Source organism: Cytobacillus sp. Hz8 (genome assembly GCF_042263505.1).
Classification (GTDB): Bacteria; Bacillota; Bacilli; order Bacillales; family Cytobacillaceae; genus Bacillus_BE.
The window spans coordinates 163,328-183,954 of sequence record NZ_JBHKFI010000007.1 but is presented as its reverse complement, the minus strand read 5'-3'; the positions used below and the strand labels follow the sequence as shown (position 1 = coordinate 183,954).

At 38.1% G+C, this 20,627-nt stretch carries 19 protein-coding genes and 1 riboswitch; of the genes, 1 reads left to right on the top strand and 18 read right to left on the bottom strand.

Features of this window, described 5'->3' with window-relative positions:
• The first annotated feature begins 69 nt into the window (after nucleotides 1–69).
• A complete protein-coding gene (locus ACE38V_RS11190; RefSeq protein ID WP_375841339.1) occupies nucleotides 70–789 on the top strand; it encodes a rhomboid family intramembrane serine protease in 720 nt (239 codons plus the stop codon).
• Here the strand turns inward: ACE38V_RS11190 and ACE38V_RS11185 are convergent.
• The 18 genes from ACE38V_RS11185 to ACE38V_RS11100 all read right to left on the bottom strand — a co-directional run bounded on the left by ACE38V_RS11185 (nucleotide 767) and on the right by ACE38V_RS11100 (nucleotide 20,323).
• Nucleotides 767–2,281 carry a PH domain-containing protein gene (locus ACE38V_RS11185; protein WP_375841338.1) on the bottom strand — a complete coding sequence of 505 codons (1,515 nt, stop codon included), beginning with the start codon at nucleotides 2,279–2,281 and terminating at the stop codon, nucleotides 767–769. The two genes, ACE38V_RS11190 and ACE38V_RS11185, sit on opposite strands and share 23 nt — an antisense overlap.
• Nucleotides 2,274–2,750, bottom strand: a complete 477-nt coding sequence (locus tag ACE38V_RS11180) for a PH domain-containing protein (RefSeq protein WP_375841337.1) — start codon at nucleotides 2,748–2,750, stop codon at nucleotides 2,274–2,276. The genes ACE38V_RS11185 and ACE38V_RS11180 overlap by 8 nt, the downstream gene beginning before the upstream one ends.
• Nucleotides 2,751–3,097: 347 nt before the next feature.
• Nucleotides 3,098–4,570, bottom strand: a complete 1,473-nt coding sequence (gene cshA / locus ACE38V_RS11175; RefSeq protein WP_375841336.1) for a degradosome RNA helicase CshA — start codon at nucleotides 4,568–4,570, stop codon at nucleotides 3,098–3,100.
• A 255-nt stretch (nucleotides 4,571–4,825) separates the two neighbouring features.
• Nucleotides 4,826–6,181 (bottom strand): protoglobin domain-containing protein, encoded by a 1,356-nt coding sequence (locus ACE38V_RS11170; RefSeq protein WP_375841335.1) that lies wholly within the window; start codon nucleotides 6,179–6,181, stop codon nucleotides 4,826–4,828.
• A 188-nt stretch (nucleotides 6,182–6,369) separates the two neighbouring features.
• Nucleotides 6,370–7,755, bottom strand: a complete 1,386-nt coding sequence (locus ACE38V_RS11165; protein ID WP_375841334.1) for a UDP-N-acetylmuramoyl-tripeptide--D-alanyl-D-alanine ligase — start codon at nucleotides 7,753–7,755, stop codon at nucleotides 6,370–6,372.
• A gap of 120 nt (nucleotides 7,756–7,875) precedes the next feature.
• Complete coding sequence (locus ACE38V_RS11160; protein ID WP_375841333.1) at nucleotides 7,876–8,952, bottom strand: D-alanine--D-alanine ligase; 1,077 nt, start codon at nucleotides 8,950–8,952, stop codon at nucleotides 7,876–7,878.
• Nucleotides 8,953–9,257: 305 nt separating this feature from the next.
• Entirely contained in the window at nucleotides 9,258–9,842 is a 585-nt protein-coding gene (locus ACE38V_RS11155; protein ID WP_375841332.1) for a cob(I)yrinic acid a,c-diamide adenosyltransferase, read from the bottom strand.
• Between the two features lie 13 nt (nucleotides 9,843–9,855).
• Nucleotides 9,856–10,287: a bifunctional adenosylcobinamide kinase/adenosylcobinamide-phosphate guanylyltransferase gene (locus ACE38V_RS11150; protein ID WP_375841331.1), complete on the bottom strand. Its 432-nt coding sequence runs from the start codon at nucleotides 10,285–10,287 to the stop codon at nucleotides 9,856–9,858.
• Entirely contained in the window at nucleotides 10,239–10,856 is a 618-nt protein-coding gene (locus ACE38V_RS11145; protein ID WP_375841330.1) for a histidine phosphatase family protein, read from the bottom strand. The genes ACE38V_RS11150 and ACE38V_RS11145 overlap by 49 nt, the downstream gene beginning before the upstream one ends.
• The gene (gene cobS, locus ACE38V_RS11140) at nucleotides 10,814–11,605 is read right to left on the bottom strand and encodes an adenosylcobinamide-GDP ribazoletransferase (protein ID WP_375841329.1); all 792 of its coding nucleotides are present in this window, start codon (nucleotides 11,603–11,605) and stop codon (nucleotides 10,814–10,816) included. Before cobS ends, ACE38V_RS11145 begins: the two co-directional genes overlap by 43 nt.
• Nucleotides 11,602–13,107 carry a cobyric acid synthase gene (locus ACE38V_RS11135; protein WP_375841328.1) on the bottom strand — a complete coding sequence of 502 codons (1,506 nt, stop codon included), beginning with the start codon at nucleotides 13,105–13,107 and terminating at the stop codon, nucleotides 11,602–11,604. The genes cobS and ACE38V_RS11135 overlap by 4 nt, the downstream gene beginning before the upstream one ends.
• Complete coding sequence (locus ACE38V_RS11130; protein WP_375841327.1) at nucleotides 13,104–13,661, bottom strand: bifunctional adenosylcobinamide kinase/adenosylcobinamide-phosphate guanylyltransferase; 558 nt, start codon at nucleotides 13,659–13,661, stop codon at nucleotides 13,104–13,106. Before ACE38V_RS11130 ends, ACE38V_RS11135 begins: the two co-directional genes overlap by 4 nt.
• A complete protein-coding gene (gene cobD / locus ACE38V_RS11125) occupies nucleotides 13,662–14,735 on the bottom strand; it encodes a threonine-phosphate decarboxylase CobD (RefSeq protein WP_375841326.1) in 1,074 nt (357 codons plus the stop codon). It abuts the gene before it with no gap.
• Nucleotides 14,710–15,675 carry an adenosylcobinamide-phosphate synthase CbiB gene (cbiB, locus tag ACE38V_RS11120; RefSeq protein WP_375841325.1) on the bottom strand — a complete coding sequence of 322 codons (966 nt, stop codon included), beginning with the start codon at nucleotides 15,673–15,675 and terminating at the stop codon, nucleotides 14,710–14,712. The genes cobD and cbiB overlap by 26 nt, the downstream gene beginning before the upstream one ends.
• Nucleotides 15,672–17,141, bottom strand: coding sequence for an adenosylcobinamide amidohydrolase (locus ACE38V_RS11115; RefSeq protein WP_375841324.1), 1,470 nt, complete (start codon nucleotides 17,139–17,141; stop codon nucleotides 15,672–15,674). Before ACE38V_RS11115 ends, cbiB begins: the two co-directional genes overlap by 4 nt.
• Nucleotides 17,141–18,199, bottom strand: coding sequence for a FecCD family ABC transporter permease (locus tag ACE38V_RS11110; protein ID WP_375841323.1), 1,059 nt, complete (start codon nucleotides 18,197–18,199; stop codon nucleotides 17,141–17,143). The genes ACE38V_RS11115 and ACE38V_RS11110 overlap by 1 nt, the downstream gene beginning before the upstream one ends.
• The gene (locus tag ACE38V_RS11105; protein WP_375841322.1) at nucleotides 18,165–19,127 is read right to left on the bottom strand and encodes an ABC transporter substrate-binding protein; all 963 of its coding nucleotides are present in this window, start codon (nucleotides 19,125–19,127) and stop codon (nucleotides 18,165–18,167) included. The genes ACE38V_RS11110 and ACE38V_RS11105 overlap by 35 nt, the downstream gene beginning before the upstream one ends.
• 130 nt (nucleotides 19,128–19,257) lie before the next feature.
• Nucleotides 19,258–19,447: riboswitch (cobalamin riboswitch) on the bottom strand.
• 108 nt (nucleotides 19,448–19,555) lie between these two features.
• Nucleotides 19,556–20,323: a hypothetical protein gene (locus ACE38V_RS11100; RefSeq protein WP_375841321.1), complete on the bottom strand. Its 768-nt coding sequence runs from the start codon at nucleotides 20,321–20,323 to the stop codon at nucleotides 19,556–19,558.
• Between the last annotated feature and the right edge of the window lie 304 nt (nucleotides 20,324–20,627).

Genomic DNA, 20,627 nt, shown 5'->3' with positions numbered 1-20,627 from the left:
TGACAAGCCCTATAAGCATCTTTATAATTAATCATTAGTAGAGAATTCGATGATTTTAAGGGAGGCTATATGTTTACACGAACGGAAACCTTTAAAGAATTCATTCGTTTATACCCGATTGTCACATTGATTATTCTTTTGCATTTTCTTTTATACATGGTTACCATAACACCCATATTCCCAAATTCCTGGATTTTTGAAAAATTTATGGGGGTAAACCTCTATATTCGAGAAGGTGAATTATGGCGCCTTGTGACGCCTATATTTTTGCATAGCGGTTTTTCTCACATGCTTTTTAATAGTTTTTCGCTCTTATTATTTGGGCCTGGTTTGGAAAGAATCCTTGGCAAAGCCACTTTTTTATTCTTATATGTCACAACTGGATTAATCGCCAATATCGCAACCTTAATTCTTCAACCTTTACCTTATACCCATGTAGGCTCTAGCGGAGCGATTTTTGGATTATTTGGGATTTATGTTGCCATTGTGATTTTCCGTAAAGATCTCCTCTCAAGAGAGAATGCCCAGATCATTTTAACGATCACGATAATCGGAGTCATCATGACATTTTTTCAACATAATATTAATATTACCGGGCACATTTTTGGTCTTCTTTCTGGCTTCACGCTTGGTCGTCTTTACCTTGGAAAAAGTGGAAATCCCTCTTTTTCCTTCCCAACTATCACAAAAGGAAGATTTATAAAAAAACCAGTCGGTCCTTTTTCACTTAAATGGATTTTAGTAGTGATTATTCTATTTCTCGCGATTATCGGTCTTCTGAGTAAATAACTGATCCTTCCTCCTCCAGAGTTAGGTTCGTTCCATTCTTGGAAGGACTTGAGTACCAACGATAGGTTTCAAGCCCATTTTTCTTCTCCAAATCGATTACGGTCCCACCTGATGCTCCTGATCCGGATTTAATCACAGCCTGAATGGTCATAAGCTGCTTCTTTTGTTGGAAATAGCTCTCTTTCAGAGTAAGGGACTGAATTTTATTTTTTTGCAAAAAGACCGTGCTCTTTGATATATTTCTATACCTTAAAGTTAATTGATCCCCCGATAACGCCCACCCTGCAGTTTGGAAGTTTATATACTGCCATAATGTTACAATTGGCAGTCCTATTAAGGATAGATACCCCCACGGTCTATTGATCACTATTGCCGTTACCATGAACGGAGCCACAATCATCCAGCTTTTTAAAATATATCGCTTTAAAGCCCGAATGGGAACGGGTTCAATCACCGGATCGGCCTTGTATTCAGGCAGAATAGCTTCGAGATAGTGAACGATTTGTTTTTTCTTCATGATTGGGATCATCATAACCTTTGCACTGTCTATATCCTTCACAGAACCCCCGGCACTTTCAAGATAAACCGTTCCATAGCCCAATGGCTGTCTAATTAGATTTTCGCTGATTCTGACTGCCTGAATTCGATTTAAGGGGATTGTCAATTGTCGCTTCTCTAAGATCCCTCTCTGAATGATTAAATCGCGTTCAAGCTTTTTTACGGTAAAATTTGCATATTTAATCATCGTTCCGATCAAGGCAGCAATCCACGCCAAGAGGAAACCGGCAAAAACGAGCAAGGTTATAAGCATAAATCCACTTGCTACAAGGCCTTTTAGCTGATGAAACACTTTTTCATATGGAATAATCTCTTCAAATTGAAAAACAAAAGCAATGATTGCAGAAAGTACGACCCCAACTCCACCTGATGTAATGGAGAGGAGGATCAATTCCTTTATGGAGATTTGATAAATGATTTCTTCCGATGGGCGTACGATTGAATCGCCCTCTTCCGATTCAAAACTGTTTTCCTCCGACTTTGTTTTTTTATAGGCTATTAAGGCTGCTTCAACTTCCTTTGCCTCTAATTTCGTGATAGCTGTTAATTCTGCCTCAGCACCTTCCATAGCACTGGAGCCTGCTGTTTCTACTTTTACCTTTACAAGGCCAAAAGGACGATGCAGAATTCCTTCAGATAAATCCAGGCTTTGTATTCTTTCAATGGGAATATATCTTTTCTTCCTAACAAATACACCGTATTCAATTCTAAGTTCTCCCTCCTCAATTCGATAAGTGTAACGAAGCCATGATAGAACTCCCATAATAAGGACATAGATAATTGTCACAATAGAAGCTACAAGGTAGAAATAATCCCAGCGAGTCCCTTTGCTTCCTAAGACCACAAAAACAATAAATGGAACAATCAATTCCTTCAGCTGTTTTAAAAAATTTGAAATCGCCGCAACTGGATGTAGACGTTTCGCCTTAGACATCCTCATCTACCACCCTTGCTAGGCGGGAAATAAAGACGCGTAGTTCCTCAGCCTCTTCTTCATCTAATGCCGGTATTTCATGTATCGTAGCAGCGGTTGATACTGTAACAGATGCTAATTGATATTTTCTGAGCAATGGCCCTTGCTTCATATCCACATGTTGAACACGCACCATCGGGATCAGTGTCTTCTTAACAATTAAGATTCCGCTTTGCAGCTCAATTTCTTTTTCTCTCACATCATAACGAAATCGTTTCCAACGGATTTCTGGAAACAAATATACAAATATAAATATGTATAATAAAAATAAAATAATTGCTGTAATAAGAATCCACATTGGCCATTCAAAAAAATAAGTGGAAACAGCCACACCGATTACGACCAATAGCGGAATAATCGAAAAAATAGCACTAGAAATTCGCCAAACGGTTAATGCTTGCTCAGATATTCGTTTCTGTGGTTCAACCATTTTTTCTCCTCCTCAAACAAAGTGTCCCTACAACTAAAGATATAACTCTATTACGTCACAATTATACAAAGGTTCCATTAAGAAAGACATTTTCAAGGGAAACCTCCCTTTCATTATAAAGGAAACTCGCCGATTGGCGAGCCTTCAGGCGAAGACAGAGTCGTAGTTCACCGAAAAAAGAAAAGCGCTTTTTTCGGCTGCGAAGCGTCTCTCGGAAGCCTCCCTTTGTGCACTTATACTTAATTCCTAAAATTGGCTTCTACGTCGAATTTTCATCATTGCTGCCAATTTATACTTTCTTTAAGTATGAAAAAAGAGAGCGATATTCGCCCTCCTTTTCAATCATCTTAATGATGAGAATTTGTCTTTTGCTTATTATAATTGCCATTTCCATTTCCATACCGTTTTCCGCCTTGGCCTTGACGAGGCTTCCAAGGGCCTTTTTTCCGATTGGAAGAATCATAATTTCTTCTGCGATCCTGATTGCGATCTTTTTTCGCTGGAAGCGGCTTTTCCTCTGTTAATTTAACTGGTGTCGTATCAGGCTCTTTTGTCAACATTTTCAAAATAGCTGACACTACCGTTGTTGGATCTTGTTGTTCTAATAATTCTTCAGCAGCTTGTTTATAGTACTGCAGGTTATTAGACTCAATCGTTTGCAGAATTTTTTCCATTACAGCCTTTTGTTGGCCTTCTAATGCTTCATCCAATGTCGGTGGCTTCATCCGATCCATTTTTCTTTTTGTTGTTTTTTCTACAACATGCAAGTATGATTTTTCACGCGGAGAAATAAACGTCATTGCTACGCCAGCTTTTCCAGCACGTCCTGTACGGCCAATGCGGTGAACATAGCTCTCTGGATCCTGTGGAATATCAAAATTATAGACATGCGTAACTCCAGAAATATCTAGACCCCTTGCAGCCACATCCGTTGCAACAAGAACATCAATAGAACCTTCTTTAAACTTTCTTAATACAGACAAACGCTTCGCTTGGCTTAAATCACCATGAATTCCTTCAGCCGTATATCCTCTTAAGTTTAATGCCTCTGATAATTCATCTACTCTTCGCTTCGTTCTTCCGAAAACGATGGCAAGTTCAGGTGATTGAATATCAAGTAATCTTGTCAGCACATCAAATTTGCTTTTTTCTTGAACCTCTATATAGTACTGTTCAATTTGCGGAACCGTCATTTCTTTTGCTTTGACGCGGACAATTTGTGGATCCTTCATAAACTTCTCTGCCATTCTTTGAATTGGAGTTGGCATCGTTGCTGAGAAAAGCAATGTCTGACGCTCTGTTGGTGTTTGGGCAAGGATGGATTCAATATCCTCAATAAAGCCCATATTCAACATTTCATCTGCCTCATCAAGAACAACCGTATGGACATTTTCTAAACGCAATGTTTTGCGGTTGATGTGGTCCAAGATACGTCCTGGTGTACCAACGATGATATTAGGATGGTTTTTTAGCGCGCGAATTTGACGGTTAATATCTTGTCCACCATAGATCGCTAATACGCGTGTTCTTTTTCCGTAGCCAATTTTATATAATTCCTCAGAAACTTGAATAGCGAGTTCCCTAGTCGGAGCAATAATAATGCCTTGAATAACGTCACTTTCCTTATCTATTTTATCGACTAAAGGGATCCCAAATGCAGCTGTTTTACCCGTCCCTGTTTGTGCTTGTCCAATTAAATCTTTATTTTCCAAACTTAACGGAATCGTTTCTGTTTGAACGGGAGTGGCTTCTTCAAATCCCATTCTTTTTAGTGATTTCAGTGTTGCCGGACTAATACCTAATTCTTGAAACTTTGTCAATTTTTTCATTCTCCTTTTGTTTCTTTAAAACATTTTAATATTACCGAATTACTTGTATGCACATCAATTTCTTCAAATTCATGTTATCCTGATTATTAAAGTGAAAAAAGACATTCCCCTTTTAGGAGTATGCCCGAAATAGAAAATTTCTCCTTGACACTTTGAAATTAATCTTAACATCTAAAGAGAATGAATGCAATAAAGCGAAACCTCAAGATAATGTCAGAACACAATTATATGGGTGCTTTATCCAATTCAATTAAATTTTTGTGATAACTCCTGATTTAAGCCGCTCAATTTTTCAGCCATTTCAGCCACTTGATTAGAGGCAGTAGAAATTTCTTCAAATGTTTGTTTAAACCTTAATATATTACTGCTAAAATGGTGAATCCTGCTATCACTTGATTTAACACTATCCACGGAATTTTCAAGAATTTGAATGATGTTTTGATTGGTGTCTCTAAACATACTTGTTTGGTCGACAATTTGCTTAAAGCTTTGTTCGAATTTATCAATGGTTTCTTGAACAGAGCCAATTTGTCCTTGAATATGATCGAGCGCTTCCTCTGTTTTTTGAGCAAGAGTCCTTACCTCTTGTGCAACGATTGAAAATCCTTTCCCATGTTCACCAGCACGTGCAGCTTCAATAGCAGCATTTAAGGATAAAATATTCGTTTGATTGGAAATTCCTCTTATTGTTTGGACGACTTGTCCAATTTTTACCGAACTATTCGTTAACTCTGTCGTCAAAGTTTTTGTGGTCTCAATTAAATTGACCACTCCATCCACCTTACTTAACGCCCCAAAAATTTCATCCTTTCCATTTTCAACTTTCTCAATCATTTGCTTTGTTGATTTAGAGATTATTTGGATTTCATCAAGCATTTCCCCAACCAGATCGCCCTTATCAGCAATAGAGGAGGTGGTTTCCTCTGCGCTTGCAGCTAATGAAGTGGCTGAATCATTTAGACGCTGCTGAATCTCTTCGACTTCATTTAATTTCATCATATTAGAGGTGTAGAATTCAATATAGGTTGAAATCCCTATTTGCATATCAAATGAACACAACCTCATAAAAGATTGATAATAATCCGTCACTTCTTCCCATGAATTTAACTCAAGCGTCAGAATTCGGAGAAATTCATTTTGAATGAAAACATAGGCTCCGATATACCATTCAGGAAAAAGTCCGATTCGATTATGTACCTTCCCAACCGCCTGCCTTCTAGCAATATATTCTTTCCCAATATTACCAGAAAACATTTCAAGCAAATACTGTCTTAGAGTTTGCTTTAATTTTTCTATCGTGGAATATTTTTCTATAATCCCCATCAAATTGTTCATGCTTTGAAGTCTTTCATAAAAGGAGTCTACAATGATTGGAGCATTCTTTTCCATCATTGGTTTTAATTTAGTTAGTTTTTGGATATCTTCTTCTGTTAGGCCGGTAAAAGTAATTTGAGGTCCTTGTTCTAGATTCAACAATTCTTTAAATGAATGAGGGGCAGTCATTTCAATAGTTTGATTGGTTGGTGACACTTTATCTAATTGATTCATTGAATCGGATTCTTGAATATTTTTAGAATGGGACCAAAATAAAAATCCTTTCAAAAAAATTCCTCCTTATATAAATCGTTCAAAATGCCTAGTAATTTAATCATATAACGATAAGGAATTTATTAGATATTGAAATTGTGAATTATTTTTTAAACTTCTTTAATATATCAATTTTCCACTTACTTATATGTATATAAAAGAAGGTCCCCTTAACCTAAAGAGAACCTTCTACCATCATAAAATTATTTATTCTTCTTCATCAAGGTGTGTACAACCTCTTCTAGTCGCATCCCTCTTGAAGCCTTTACCAAAATTAAAGTTTGAGCATTCGTATATTCTCTAATTTTCGCCGAAAGAGTTGATTTATCAGTAAAATGAAAAACTCTTTCGGATTTCAAGGATGTTTTTGCGCCATCCGCAATATATTTCCCTAATTTTCCATAAGTAAATACATAGTTGATTTTTTGGGGATTCAAGGATTGCCCTATTTCAAAATGAAATTTCTCTTCATTTGGCCCTAATTCAAGCATATCTCCAAGAACTAATATCCGATTGGTAAACCCGGTAAGATTAGATACAAGTTCAATGGCCGCTCTCATAGAAGTTGGGCTGGCATTGTAGGCATCATTAATGATTCTTTCTCCCTTTTCACCTTCTACAAGCTCCATCCTCATATTCGTTAGTTTTAGTTCTTTTAATCCCTCATTCATATCTTCAAACGGAATTTGAAAAGAATGCGCCACCAGCATGGCAGCCAGTGCATTCAGAATATTATGGCCCCCTAATACTGGAAGATTAAAGACACTATTTGACTGATTAATAGTGAAAAGACTACCACCATTATTTTGTTCCATATGTGTTGGATAAAGAGTATTCCCAGCATTCCTGCCAAATGTATGTATCTCCCATTTATGGCCATATTTTTGTAATCTTTCCTTTAAAAGAGGCTCATCTCCATTATAAATAATGATTCCATTCTCTCTTAATCCAGAAAGAATTTCTGTCTTCGCATCTGCAATACTTTCTCTTGATCCAAGATCTTGAAGATGAGACTCACCGATATTTGTGATGACCACAAGATCAGGCCTACCCAAATTAGAAAGAAACTCTATCTCACCTTTGGCACTCATACCCATTTCCAATACAGCTATTTCTGTATCCTCATTCAAAGAAAGAACCGTTAATGGCAAACCAATATGATTATTGAAATTTCCTTCTGTTTTTTGAACTTTATATTTAAGACTGAGAAGACTCGCTGCCATATCCTTTGTCGTAGTTTTCCCATTGCTTCCTGTTATTCCCACTACCTTAACATTTAGTTGATTTCTATAACTTCTTGCCAGTTCCTGCAAGGCTTTTTCCGTATCTTCAACGATAAGAATCGGTAAATGTGTAGGTGGGTTAGGCACATCTTTTTGCCAAAGGGCTGCAGCAGCGCCATCTTCAATCGCTGCTTCAACAAAACGATGACCATCCATCTTTTCACCTTTTAATGGAATAAATAAATTCCCTTTATCTATCTTCCTAGAATCAATACAAACCCCATGAACTACGAGATTGGAAAATGAATTCACATCATTTTCCACTTTCATCATTGACGTTATTTGCTTTAATGTTCGTTTGATCATAGTTCCTCCTATATTTCTCTTAACCGTCTTCATTTCAGAAACAAGCAAATCGCCTGGTTAATGATTAGGCAGTGGGGAACTCACAAAAAGGGTTCCCCCACCGCTTTATATCAAGGTTGTTTAGATGGTGTATTTTATCTGCTGTTTTTCTTCATATCGTTCCATCGCAAGGCGAACTAGTCGTTCGATTAATTGTGGATAATCTAATCCCGTATGCTTCCATAACAGTGGAAACATGCTAACTGGTGTAAATCCAGGCATTGTATTCACTTCATTAATATAGAATTGACCATCATGAGTTAAGAAAAAGTCTGCTCGAACAAGACCTGAACAGTCTAATGATTTAAATGCTTTGATTGCCATTTCCTTTAAAGCTTCTAATTGCTTCTCCTCCATTTTTGCAGGAATAATTAACGCCGTATTTCCGTCCTCATATTTAGCAGTGTAATCATAGAAATCCTTTTTCGGAACAATTTCACCTGGTACAGAGCACTCAGGCTTATCATTTCCTAAAACAGCAATTTCAATTTCCCTTGCTGTCACACCTTCTTCAATAATCACTTTACGGTCAAATTGAAAGGCTTCGATAAACGCTTTTCCCAAATCTTTTCTATTCGAGCATTTACTAATACCCACACTTGAACCAAGATTTGCTGGTTTAACAAAACAAGGATAACCAAGCTCTTCTTCGACCTTCCGATAAGCATCTTCTTTCTCATTTTCCCAATCAACACGTATAAAAGATACATATTTAACTTGAGGAAGACCAGCCTGAGCGAAAATATTTTTCATAATGACTTTATCCATTCCTGCACTTGAAGCAAGAACACCGTTTCCAACGTAAGGAAGATTTAATAATTCTAAAAGTCCCTGTACCGTTCCATCTTCACCATTAGGTCCATGTAATAATGGGAAAATCACATCAAAAGAACCACCATCTTGCCCTTCCTCAAATAAGGTAGGTGCTAACGCAGTAGGTGCAAGTGCCTTACCATGATTAAATTCTAAGGCACCGACATTTTCAACAGGTCCATCAAGCTGTGGTCCCTTGATCCATTGTCCTTCTTTTGTTATATAAATTGGATGGATTTCAAATTTATGATGGTCTAATGCATTAATAACCGCTTGAGCCGTTTGTAACGATACTTTATGCTCTGCTGACTTTCCACCATATAATAAACCTAATTTTATTTTCATTTTTTTATTGCTCCTCCATTTCTCAGTTACACCCTATTATTTTACCACTTTCTAAATTAATTAAGGGAGTCCCATTGCATTCTTATTTGTGTTTTTTTATTACTAATATATGTATGTTTTTTCTAGCTTGTATGGAAACTTAAAACAAGTCATTAGCCATCTTTCTCCACAATCTTATTACCTTTCAAATAATCAAGTGGCCCTTGCAACTTGCCTTGTCCATTTCAATAATTAGAGCGTAACAAACAAAAAACTCCCCTGCAATAGGGGAGCCTTCACATGGTTAAATAGCTATTCGACTTTCCTTATTTTTCATCTTTCGGTTTATGCTCTCTAAAAACCTTGGCGCTTCGAATATATTCCACATCCTTGACATGGCGTCGAAAATTTACAACTCGCGCAAGTGCAAAGAAATAATCTGAAAGGCGGTTTAGATATTGTAAGGCCGTCTCCGGTGTACTTGAATCGGCCTTCAAAAGCTTTACTACTAGACGTTCTGCTCGTCTCGTGACGGTTCTAGCGATATGTATCGTTGCTGCAGCTCTTGTTCCACCTGGTAAAATAAATCGCTCTAATTCTGGTGCTTCTGCCGTTAATTGATCGATCCGTTCCTCAAGATAATCAACCGCTTCCTTCGTTAATTTCAATTCTCTTTTACTCGTAACATTGGCTAAATCCCCGCCGCAATCAAATAGCTCATGCTGTATTTTTTCTAAATCCAGTAAGACATCCTGATAAACTTCTGTATCTAACTCAGACATCGCTAAGCCCACAAAACAATTGACTTCGTCTACGGTTCCGTAAGCCTCGACACGGGTATCATCCTTATCCACGCGTCCCCCGATAATACTTGTTTTTCCCTTGTCTCCTTTTCGTGTATAAAGCTTCATGCATACTACCCCCTTATTTGATTGTTTGATTGATTCCATACCAAATCAGATCAATTCTGTCCGCCTTTGCGGCTAAATCTTGATAGCACCAGCCTGTTACATCCCGCCATAGGCGATCCTTTTTATCCATCGGGACAATACCTTTTGAAATATCTGCCCCGATAAAAACCACTTGCCTATCTGGGCTTCCTTCCTTCCATATTTGGAGCTTCTCTAAAATCTTTCGCCATCTTTGACGACATTCCTGTTCATTATATTGTTCTATGAGACTTTTTATCCATGCTTCGACTCCCTCCAAGACGAGAACACTCGCTTGATTATTCTCATCTGGCAGCGAAAAAGGATCCTTTTTATAAAAATTGAGCCAATAGCAGCTCTGATTTTGATATTTATTTTTTACCCATGATTTTTTTCCATTGAAGGAACCACCTGTAACGAAGTGCACTTCCCACCACTCCTAAGCGCCTTTTTATCAAATATCAGTTCATATCCTGTACCGTGAAAAATTTTCCAATCCCAAAACGATTTTTCTTCTTGGGCAAATCTCATTAAGAGATAACGAACCACGCCTCCATGTGTAACAATGGCTACTCTTGACACATCGTTATCCAAAATCTCATTTGTAATTCTCCTCCAACCGGAATCAATTCTTTCTGCAAACCGCGAGAAGGACTCTCCATTTGGAGGTGTAATGGACATTAAATTATCAATCCAAGCTCGGTAGCGCCCATCATCCTTTAACTCCTCATACGTTTTACCTTGCCAATCCCCAAAATTCATTTCCCTAAGTTCTTTCAAACAAGTTGGTTCTTCATCCGGGAAAAGCAATTGAGCCGTTGTCACACATCTCTGCAAATCGCTACAATAGTATTGCTCATAAGGGTCAAATTGAAACTGATAGTCTTCCCTTTTAGTTGAAACAAGGGGAGAATCATTCCAGCCTAAATAACCACCTCTTTTATTTTCTTCCGTTAAACCATGACGAAATAATGCAATAACCACAATGTTATCCATAATAACCATTCAATCCCCTCTACAGATGCTCCAAGTAGATCTCCAGTAATACCACTAAACCATTTCACAATCTTTCTTCTTAAAAATAGATACCCAAGAATAGAAACAAGAAATAAGATTAGCGGTAACACTAGAAAATCTATTTTCATGATGATTAGAAAAAGAAAGACGAAACCGAAATAAATCAGATAGACCCATAAGGATGAAAAGGTTGCTGCTGCCTGAAATAATGCTCCTAATCCCTCTTTTTTGGCGGAAGGAACCGATAATAGAACCCCTCCTAAAACAGATTTGCTGAAAAAAGGGATAAGGGAAATGGCAAAATAAGTTTCTGGCTGAAGCATCTTCACAATCTCATAGATAAATAAAAAACGAGAGCTTAATAACAGCAAAACCGAAAGAACCCCAAAAGCTCCCGTCCTTGGATCCTTCATAATTTCCAAACGTTTATGAATATCGCGAAAAGAGAAATAAGCATCGCTCGCATCGATCCAGCCATCTAAATGGATCCCACCTGTTATCAAGATGGTTGCACACCAAATGAGAAAGGCAATGGCAAGTTGTGAAAATGGGCTCCATTCAGTTAGCCCCCATAATAAAGTTGAAAATAAAGCCCCTTGAAGAATCCCTAACAAAGGAAAGGTCTGAATTGCCTTTTTTAAATGCATAGAATCCATTGGAAGCTCTAACGGCAGAGGAATCGCAGTAAAAAATTGTACATTAATTAATAGCCCTTTTATCCATTTCATTGTTCAGCATCCCATTGGTCAATGATTTTCCCCAAAGACTCCCAATCCAAATATTTTTCAAAACTTGCTGCAAGTTCATCGTATTTCATATCCTTAACATTCCTAGTATTAACAACCTCTTTTTCTTCAAGTCCTTTTTCTACCCTTAGCCTATTAAGCCATATATTTCTCCATTCATCATTAAAAAATAAATGATGCAAATACGTGCCAATGATTCTTCCATTCTGACCGTAGTATCCTTCAGATCGATTTCCTTCTAATTGTAAAAAGGCATGAAGCTCATCTACTGTCGTTCTTCCTAAATGAATTTCATATCCTTCGATTGATGGAGTATTTCTTATCCTAGTTGCAGGATGAATCCTTCCTTTCACTCTTATCGTATCCTTTTCATTTTCAAATATCGTTATAGCTGGAATCATTCGTAAGCCCTCTACCTTTAGCTTCTTATGGCCCGTATCTGTTCCTGCCTCATCGATTATTTCATTTCCTAGCATTTGATAACCGCCACAGATTCCAACCAAATAACCACCAGCTGCCACGAAATCTTGAAGACACTCATCCCAATGGTTTTCAATTAAAAAGTCCAAATCGGCTATCGTGCTCTTTGTTCCTGGAATAATCACGGCATCTGGTTGACCAAACTCAGAAACATGTTGAACCCAGCGAATAGAAACATCTGCTTCAGATGCAAAGGACTCAAAATCACTATAATTTGAAATTAACGGAAGACGAATCACAGCAATATCCAAATTCCCTTTTTTCTTGCCAAAATAATGGTGCTCAATCGATAAAGAATCCTCTCCATCAATCCCATGATGTTCGATATAAGGTAACAAGCCAAGGACCGGAATTCCCGTCTTCTCTTCCAGCCATTTAATACCGCTATGAAATAATTCTCTTTCTCCACGGAACTTATTAATGATGATCCCCCGGACTCTTTTTCTTTGAATGGGCGTTAATAACTCCAGCGTCCCAACGATGGAGGCAAATACCCCTCCTCGATCAATATCAGCCACTAAAACAACCGGAACATCAGCCATTTCAGCTACCTTCATATTGACAAGCTCACGGTCATTCAAATTCATTTCAACAGGACTACCTGCCCCTTCAATCACGAGAATCTCGTATGTAGACTTTAGTTCTTCAAGTGCAAACGCTATTGCCTCTTGCCCTCTCTCATAAAAGGTTTGACGATATCTGCTTCCTGACAAAGTTTCCACCACTTGACCGTTTAACACTACCTCTGCTTCCTTCTCCGAACGCGGTTTCAATAGAATTGGATTCATCGAGGTAGTTGCTTCTGTCCTTGCCGCTTCTGCCTGAATTCCCTGAGCTCTGCCAATTTCCTTTCCATCTGCAGTGACATAAGAATTATTCGACATATTTTGTGATTTAAACGGAGCCACCTTTAGTCCCTGATTAGAGAGATGCCTGCAAAGAGCCGTTACTATCAAGCTCTTTCCTACATCAGATGAGGTCCCTTGAATCATAATTCCTTTCATGATAAGTCACCTTTCATTAATATTGGAATCCCCATTTCGACCATATAAGCCTTATCAGCCCTTTGAACAATCTCTTGATGAAGCTCTCCCAATAATTTTTGATAAGAAAGAACAAATGGACTTTGACATGGTTCAAAAAGGATTTCATTACTCACAACAATTAAAGAATGGCTGCAGCCTGCCAATTTTATTATTCCGGAAAGAACCCTATCTTTTATCCCTTTTAATACATGGCTATCTAACTCTGCTTCATGCAGATAAAACTCATTATTTAAAAGAGTCGTCACGCAATCCAATAGCAGGATATCTCTTTTTGAAAACTTAGAACCCAGTTTCCCAACAAGATAGGGTTTTTCCCAGGTTTTCCATAAATAAGGGCCATTTGCCCGATCCTTTTGGTGACGACAAACTCTTTCCTGCATTTCTGGATCAGATGCAACTCCTGTTGCAATATAATGAAGTTGTCCATTGATTTCCTTTGCAAGAGCCATTGCCGTTTTTTCAGCAAAACTACTCTTTCCGCTTCGTACTCCACCGGTAATGAAGATGAGCATTTACCCATTCCTCCATTGCTTTAGGACATTCATTAATTGGCGATTTTCCTGGTGACTTTTGATGGCAAAGCGCAGCCATCTCCCATCTAAACCAGAGAAATTAAACGTATGTCTAGGAACGATCCCCTTTTTTAGCAGAAAGGCAATAAGTAGCGATTGATCCTCTAGATTCGGATCCCGCAAAAGATAAAAATTGGTTTGCGAAGCGGAATGAATATATCCTTCTTCTTCTAAAAAGTGAAATATTGCTGCTCTTTCCTTTGAAATAAAGTCCAGCGTTTCTTGCTGAAAATCATGAACCTCTAAACATATTTCTCCGGCTAGCATAGCAACTGTATTCACACTCCAATGAGGTTGATAGGTTTTCAGTTTAGAAATAATCGTTGGCTTAGCCACAACATACCCAAGCCGGAGACCAGGAATAGCAAACATCTTTGTCATGGATCTTAGTAGAATCACTCTATCTCCTTCTTCAATATAAGGAACAATCGACTCGTAAATGTCTATGTAATCATAAAAAGCTTCATCGAGGATAAGATAGCAATTGCTTTCCTTACAAATATTGATTAGGTCCCTAATTATTTCATTAGAATAATGAATCCCAGTCGGATTACTTGGATTGCAGAAAAAGACTGCATCTACTTTTTTGATAGAACTTTTAATCTCTTCAACATCTATTTGCCAATCAGGTTCTGTTAATTGATATGAAAAAACTTCACATTGATTAACTAAGCAAGCTGCCTCATACTCTGCAAAGGCAGGCTGAACAATTAACACCTTTTTACCAAAAAGCAAGCGTCCAACTAATCCAATTAGCTCTGAAGCCCCATTTCCAAATAGAATCCACTCCTCATCAATCCCTAATTCCTTAGACATCCGCTTGGTTAAGCGCTGGACTTTTGGATCCGGGTAAACCAATATGGGATCAAAAAAGTTTCCCCAATTCTCTCTAAGTGCACCTGGTGGTCCTAGAGGATTGATATTTGCACTAAAATCAATAAGTTGTTTTGGTGGCTCTATTCCTAATGCTTGATATAAATAGCTAGGATTAGAGCCATGAATAGGTAATGTCAATGAAAATGCCTCCAATCCAGAGGAATAAGATAAACAGGAAAACGGTTCTTTCCATAATGAGAATACTCTCCATGATATGCTCCCTTTCCAAATCCACCATAGGCTCTCCCATTTTTGCCCGAATCGAAATTATTCCTTTATAATAATTGATTCCACCTAATTGGATTCCTAGAAGAGCAGCAACTGCTGCCTCCCCCCAGCCACTATTTGGACTTGGATGCCGTCTCGCATCCCGAACCAATATCCCCCATGATTGTTTCCAATTAAAATACTTGGGTTGGTTCATTAGAAGCATGAAAAAACCGGTCAATCGGCTTGGGATCAAGTTTAATAGATCATCTAGCTTTGCAGAGGCAAAGCCAAAATCCATAAATCGTTCATTCTTATAGCCAACCATAGAATCACAAGTATTAACTAGGCGATAGACCAGCGCTAAAGGAGCACCCCCAATAAAAGCCCAAAATAACGGAGCCGTTATTCCATCGCTTGTATTTTCAGCCACTGTTTCAACCGTTCCCCGAACAATTTCTCCTTCTTCTAAAGTGTCCGTATCTCGCCCAACAATATAAGAAAGCTTTACTCTCGCTTCCTCAATGTCCCCGTTTTCAAGCGGTTCATACACCTCAAGCGCAGCCTCTTTCAAGCTTTTTTCTGCAATAGTCGCGGCAATGAGAATCGCTTCAAGAACCATACCTACTCCTGGATGAATATGATACCCGTACCATACAAGAGCACTTGTCGAGCCAGCTACCAAAAGCAGCATACTCACAAGCAGCAAAAAACCTTTTAATTTACGTCTGCTCCCTCTATTCCAGCGCTTCTCTAAGAAAGAAATCATCCTCCCAAACCACTTTACCGGATGCGGCCAAGTTGGTGGATCTCCTACTAACTTATCGAGAAAATAAGCCAAGGTAATCGAGCATAAATGATAAATCATCATTTTCTTACCCTTTCCTTACTTTTTTTAATGGCCTCAGTCGTACATTCATAGACTCCCTTGCCAATCAATTTTCCGAGAGGGGTAATAGTCCCAGCATACGTAATTCTTTCCCCCATTTGCGTTGAAGCAATCAATATACTATCTGTCGAAGTGCCCGTTGCAAGGGAATTCGTCACCGAATCATAGACCTCTAAATCAAACAGTGCCTTTACTTTCGATTCGGTTGCTGTCATGATGCTTTGAATATAGGCTTCATCCGACATTTCTCCCTCAATGAATATCCAAGTATTGATGGTTCCAGGCATGGGCGTGAAGGAATGCTCATAGGATTTTGAAGCATCAACTGCGTTTCCCAACCCTGCGGTGACGACAATGAAAAGCGATAAAGCATTATCTTCGTATTTTCTATAATAAACATCTTCTAAGAAGACAGCTGTCATCATTCCAACGCTGTTGACCGGATCCATCCCCTTATCCCTCAAATATTGGACCATTTCTTCCTGATGATGATGACAATTATAACTCTTATCAACATGGCGATTAACAAATGTTTGATACCAACCAAAGCCGGAGCCTACAACTCCGGAAGACATACACTTCAATGGTCTTGGTGAATGAAAAATAATACGATCCTCTACCTGTTCTAGCATCGATTCATCAAAGGCTGTGGATGAATGATTGTGAGAATCATGAACTGGCAGTAATACAATTTGGGGGGCAGCCACTCTTGGGTGCGGAATTTTCTGAATATGCGTCCGATAAATTCTCTTAATTCTCTCCTCTTTTAATACCTCATTTGGAATATGCTCAATATCAATAATGCCATTCTCCAGTAATAGAAGTCTGTCACAATATAATCCGGCCAAATTTAAATCATGGAAAATGGAAATCACCGTAAGTCCATTTTCAATGGTCCAAGCTTTTAGTTGGTCTAATAATTCCTTTTGAAAAGATAAATCCAAATGATTAGTAGGTTCATCTAATAGAAGAATTTCGGGCTCCTGCGCCAGTGCCTGCGCCAGAAATACCCTCTGCCTCTCGCCACCGGAAAGCTCTAATATATTTTTATCCTGCAATACGGAGACTCCTGTTTGCTGCATGACTCTTTGCACAACTGCCTCATCTTCCTGACTCCACGTTTGAAACCAGCCCTTATGATGGGCATAACGTCCAACAGAAACAGTTTCCTTAACAGAATAGGCAAAGTTTTGTGAGGAAAGCTGCGGAAGAACAGCCATCGATTTCGCTAGCTGTTTTGGGGAATATGATTGAAGTGATTTTCCTTTAAACAAAATACTCCCTTCTTGAAGGGGAAGAATTCCGCTTAGCATTTTCAGAAGCGTTGTTTTTCCGCTTCCATTCGGTCCTAATATTCCAAAGAACTCTCCTTGATCCACTTGAAAGGAGACATCCTTCAAAATGGGCTTATTCAAATAACCCCCTGTTAATCCTTCCGCGGTTAACATCATGATCCCCTGCCTTCCGTCCTTCTTTTGATTAAAATAAGTGCAAATACCGGCGCACCGATTAATGCCGTGATTACGCCAATAGGTAATTCAGTTGGTGAAATAATAGTCCTCGCCACCAAGTCAGCTAAAATCAAAAATCCACTACCGGTTAAAATGGATAGAGGGAGCAAATGCTTATGATCCGATCCCCATAATAGCCTCGTCAAATGTGGAATGACCAAGCCGACAAAACCAATCGTCCCTGAGACAGCCACAGCAGCTCCTGTTAAAATCGAACCCGCAATTAAGATCAGCATCTTTCTCTTAGCCACATTCACGCCTAAATGTTGTGCCCGCTCTTCACCAAAAGTCATGGCATTCAATTCTCTCGCATTTAGGATAAGAAGAAGAGAGCCAAGCAGAAAAAATGGAAGCATCAAATGAATATAAGACCAGCCTCGCATCGAAACACTTCCTAATAACCAGCCAATAATTTGTCTTAGTTCATCCCCTGTTAACGCAATCATTAAAGAAATCACTGCACCTAAAAAAGAGCTGAAAATAATTCCTGTTAAAATAATGGTCTCTACCCTCATGGAATGCTCAATTTTTCGAGCAAATAACAGCACCAGGAAAATGGTTAATATCGAAAAAAGAATACTCATTACCGGAAGTGTAAACTCCCCAACAAATGGGATGGAAACCTGAAAAAATAAGGTTAACACTGCCCCGACAGATGCCCCTGAGGAAACTCCAAGTGTATACGGATCTGCTAACGGATTCCTCAATAAGCCCTGAAAGGCAGCTCCCGCAATAGCGAGAGCTGCTCCTACAAGACCAGCCAAAATAACTCTTGGCAATCGGATATTTAATACAATATTAGCATTCATCGAATCCACATCTGTAGTTGAAAGATGGAAAATTTTTGTCCCTAAAATTTGGGCGATATCAGAAATCGGGACAGAAACCGTCCCGATTGATATCGCTAATAAACTTGAAAAAACTAGAAATATCCCTGCAAAAAGATAAGCTAGCAGCTTGTTATTTAAAGTTTTCTGGATAAATGGCCTTTGCAAGTTCCTCTACCCCTTCAGCAAGTCTTGGACCGGAACGAGTGACAATGTCAGGGTTCACATCAAAGATTTGTTTATTTTTGACCGCCTTAACATCTTGCCAGCCTTTTCTCTTCATGATTTTATCCACTGCGTTCTTTTCATAACTTCCATACGTGGAAATGATCACATCTGGATTCTTTTTAATAATCGCTTCTTGGTCGACTTTGACCCATCCTTCTAAATCTCCAGCCACATTATCCGCATTGATCATGGTCAGCATTTCATTCATAAATGTATTTTTCCCCGTTGTAAAATTATCCGGAGCTGGCGATACTTCTATGTAAACCGATTTCTTTTCTTTAATTGCTGCAGCTTTTTCCTTAATTTCTGCAATCTTGTCCTTCATTGATTGGATAACTTCATTTGCCTTATCCACCTCACCAGTTGCCTTCCCAATCATATCAATGGATTGATACACTTGTGCAAAGTTTTGGGCGTCGTTCACCACAAGAACTGAAATTCCTGCATCTCTTAATTGCTGTAAGCCTTCCGTTGAATTATGGGCACTTGATGCATGGGCTAAAACCAAATCAGGCTTTAAAGATATGATTTTTTCAATGTTAAGCTCCATGCCTCCGACTTTATCAATTTTCGCCACTTCTTCTGGATACGTATCATTATCAGAAACACCGACCATTTTATCTCCTAAACCTAGTTTAAACGCAACTTCCGTATTACTTGGCATTAATGAGACAATTCTTTCTGGTTTCTTGTCAATCTTTACCTCTTTATTAACAGCATCTTTAATCGTTACCGGAAAAAGGGCTTCTGCCTTTTGTTCAGTCTTGTTTGAATTGCTGCTCTTCTCTGTCTTTGAGTCCGCATTGCAACCTGTCAATACACCTATTAACAAAATAAGTGCGAATAAATAAGAATACCATTTTTTCATGCTAAATCCCCCATTTTTAACAACCTTTATAAAACAAAAAAACATCTCCTAGTCTATAGAGATGTTGGTGTAAGCTGTTTGGCTAAATCATGTTGATAAGCCCGCCGCACACCCCCTATCCTCGTAGGTTATTTGGTGTAGGAATTAGGCAGGTTTCCTGGCTTATGGTCATCGCTCTAACTGCGCCTTCCCATACAAACAATTGCACAGTGGCTAGATACAGCTAAGCTCCCATTTACAGTGGCGGGACCGCGTTGGATTTTCACCAACTTCCCTTTTAAGTTTTCAAAAGCGAAAACACCGTATTCCTCATCTATTCATTTTTCACTAAAACAAATTATACAACATTATCATGATTATTCTACAAATTTTTTCACAATTCTTTTTTAAAGTTAAAAAAAGCCTGACGATTGCCAAGCCTATTCGACCTAATTTGATAGATAATTCCATTCTCTTGTTTTTTTATCATAAACTAGCTTTCCATCCGGATATCCTTTTTTTACTCTTTCATATTCATCATACATATCATCCATATTGAGGAAATCTCCAATTACATAGATGGGCAATTCGATACGTAATCGGTTTTGCTTAGCATCCTTTATGGAGAAAAGCAATCCTTCCTTCATCATCCCTTTTAAGGATAAAATAACTTCTTTATGAACAGATGCATAAGACCTTTTTTTCTTAATCCCCAAAAGATTCTTTTCCAATTTAATACGACTGAGTTTTTCCGATATCACATCACTTAGCAAACGGTAAAAATCATTGATATGGCGGTAATAAACTTTATTCCACCACCCGTCATCATGGGCAAGATAAACAAAGCGATTTCTTAAATAATTATAAAAAGGGGGCTTTAAATGCTCTTTAATATGACCCAGATATAAGAGCTCAGCTAACTCATGCCCAGGTAATTCATTTAAACCTTCTATTTCTTCAAAATCAATCCAGCAAAAATCCCCATAGCTATATACATCATCCTGAATCAACTTCTTCAGTCTCATTTGTGGAACATACTCTAAAAGGGTATGCATATTTAAATCCCCATCATCAAAGCCATGCTTTAACAATAAGATATTGTTTATTAAATCCAAATGAGTGGAAACAAACTCCTTGAACTCCACCCCATAAGACAAAACGTAATGTTCATTTTCATTTAAATGAACATAAACCAAATCACGAATGTCATTTTTCAATGGAATTACCCCCAAAATAGAAACCATTTATGCTAGTTTAACCGTCTAAACCTTTATTCTACATAATTTTAACAAATATTTAAACAATTATCTTATATTTATCATTATTTTACATTATAAATAGCAGAATAATTTTCAAAAAGGACATAAACACGAAAAGTTTTCTTCCTATATGATAATTCAAGTACATTTTATTCATCTTTTTCCTTCTTTTTTATTATTTAAAGAAAACTTCATTTAAAAACATCCTTAAATTACTTATAATATTCATGGTTGATAGAAAACGGTCCTAACGGTGCTAAAG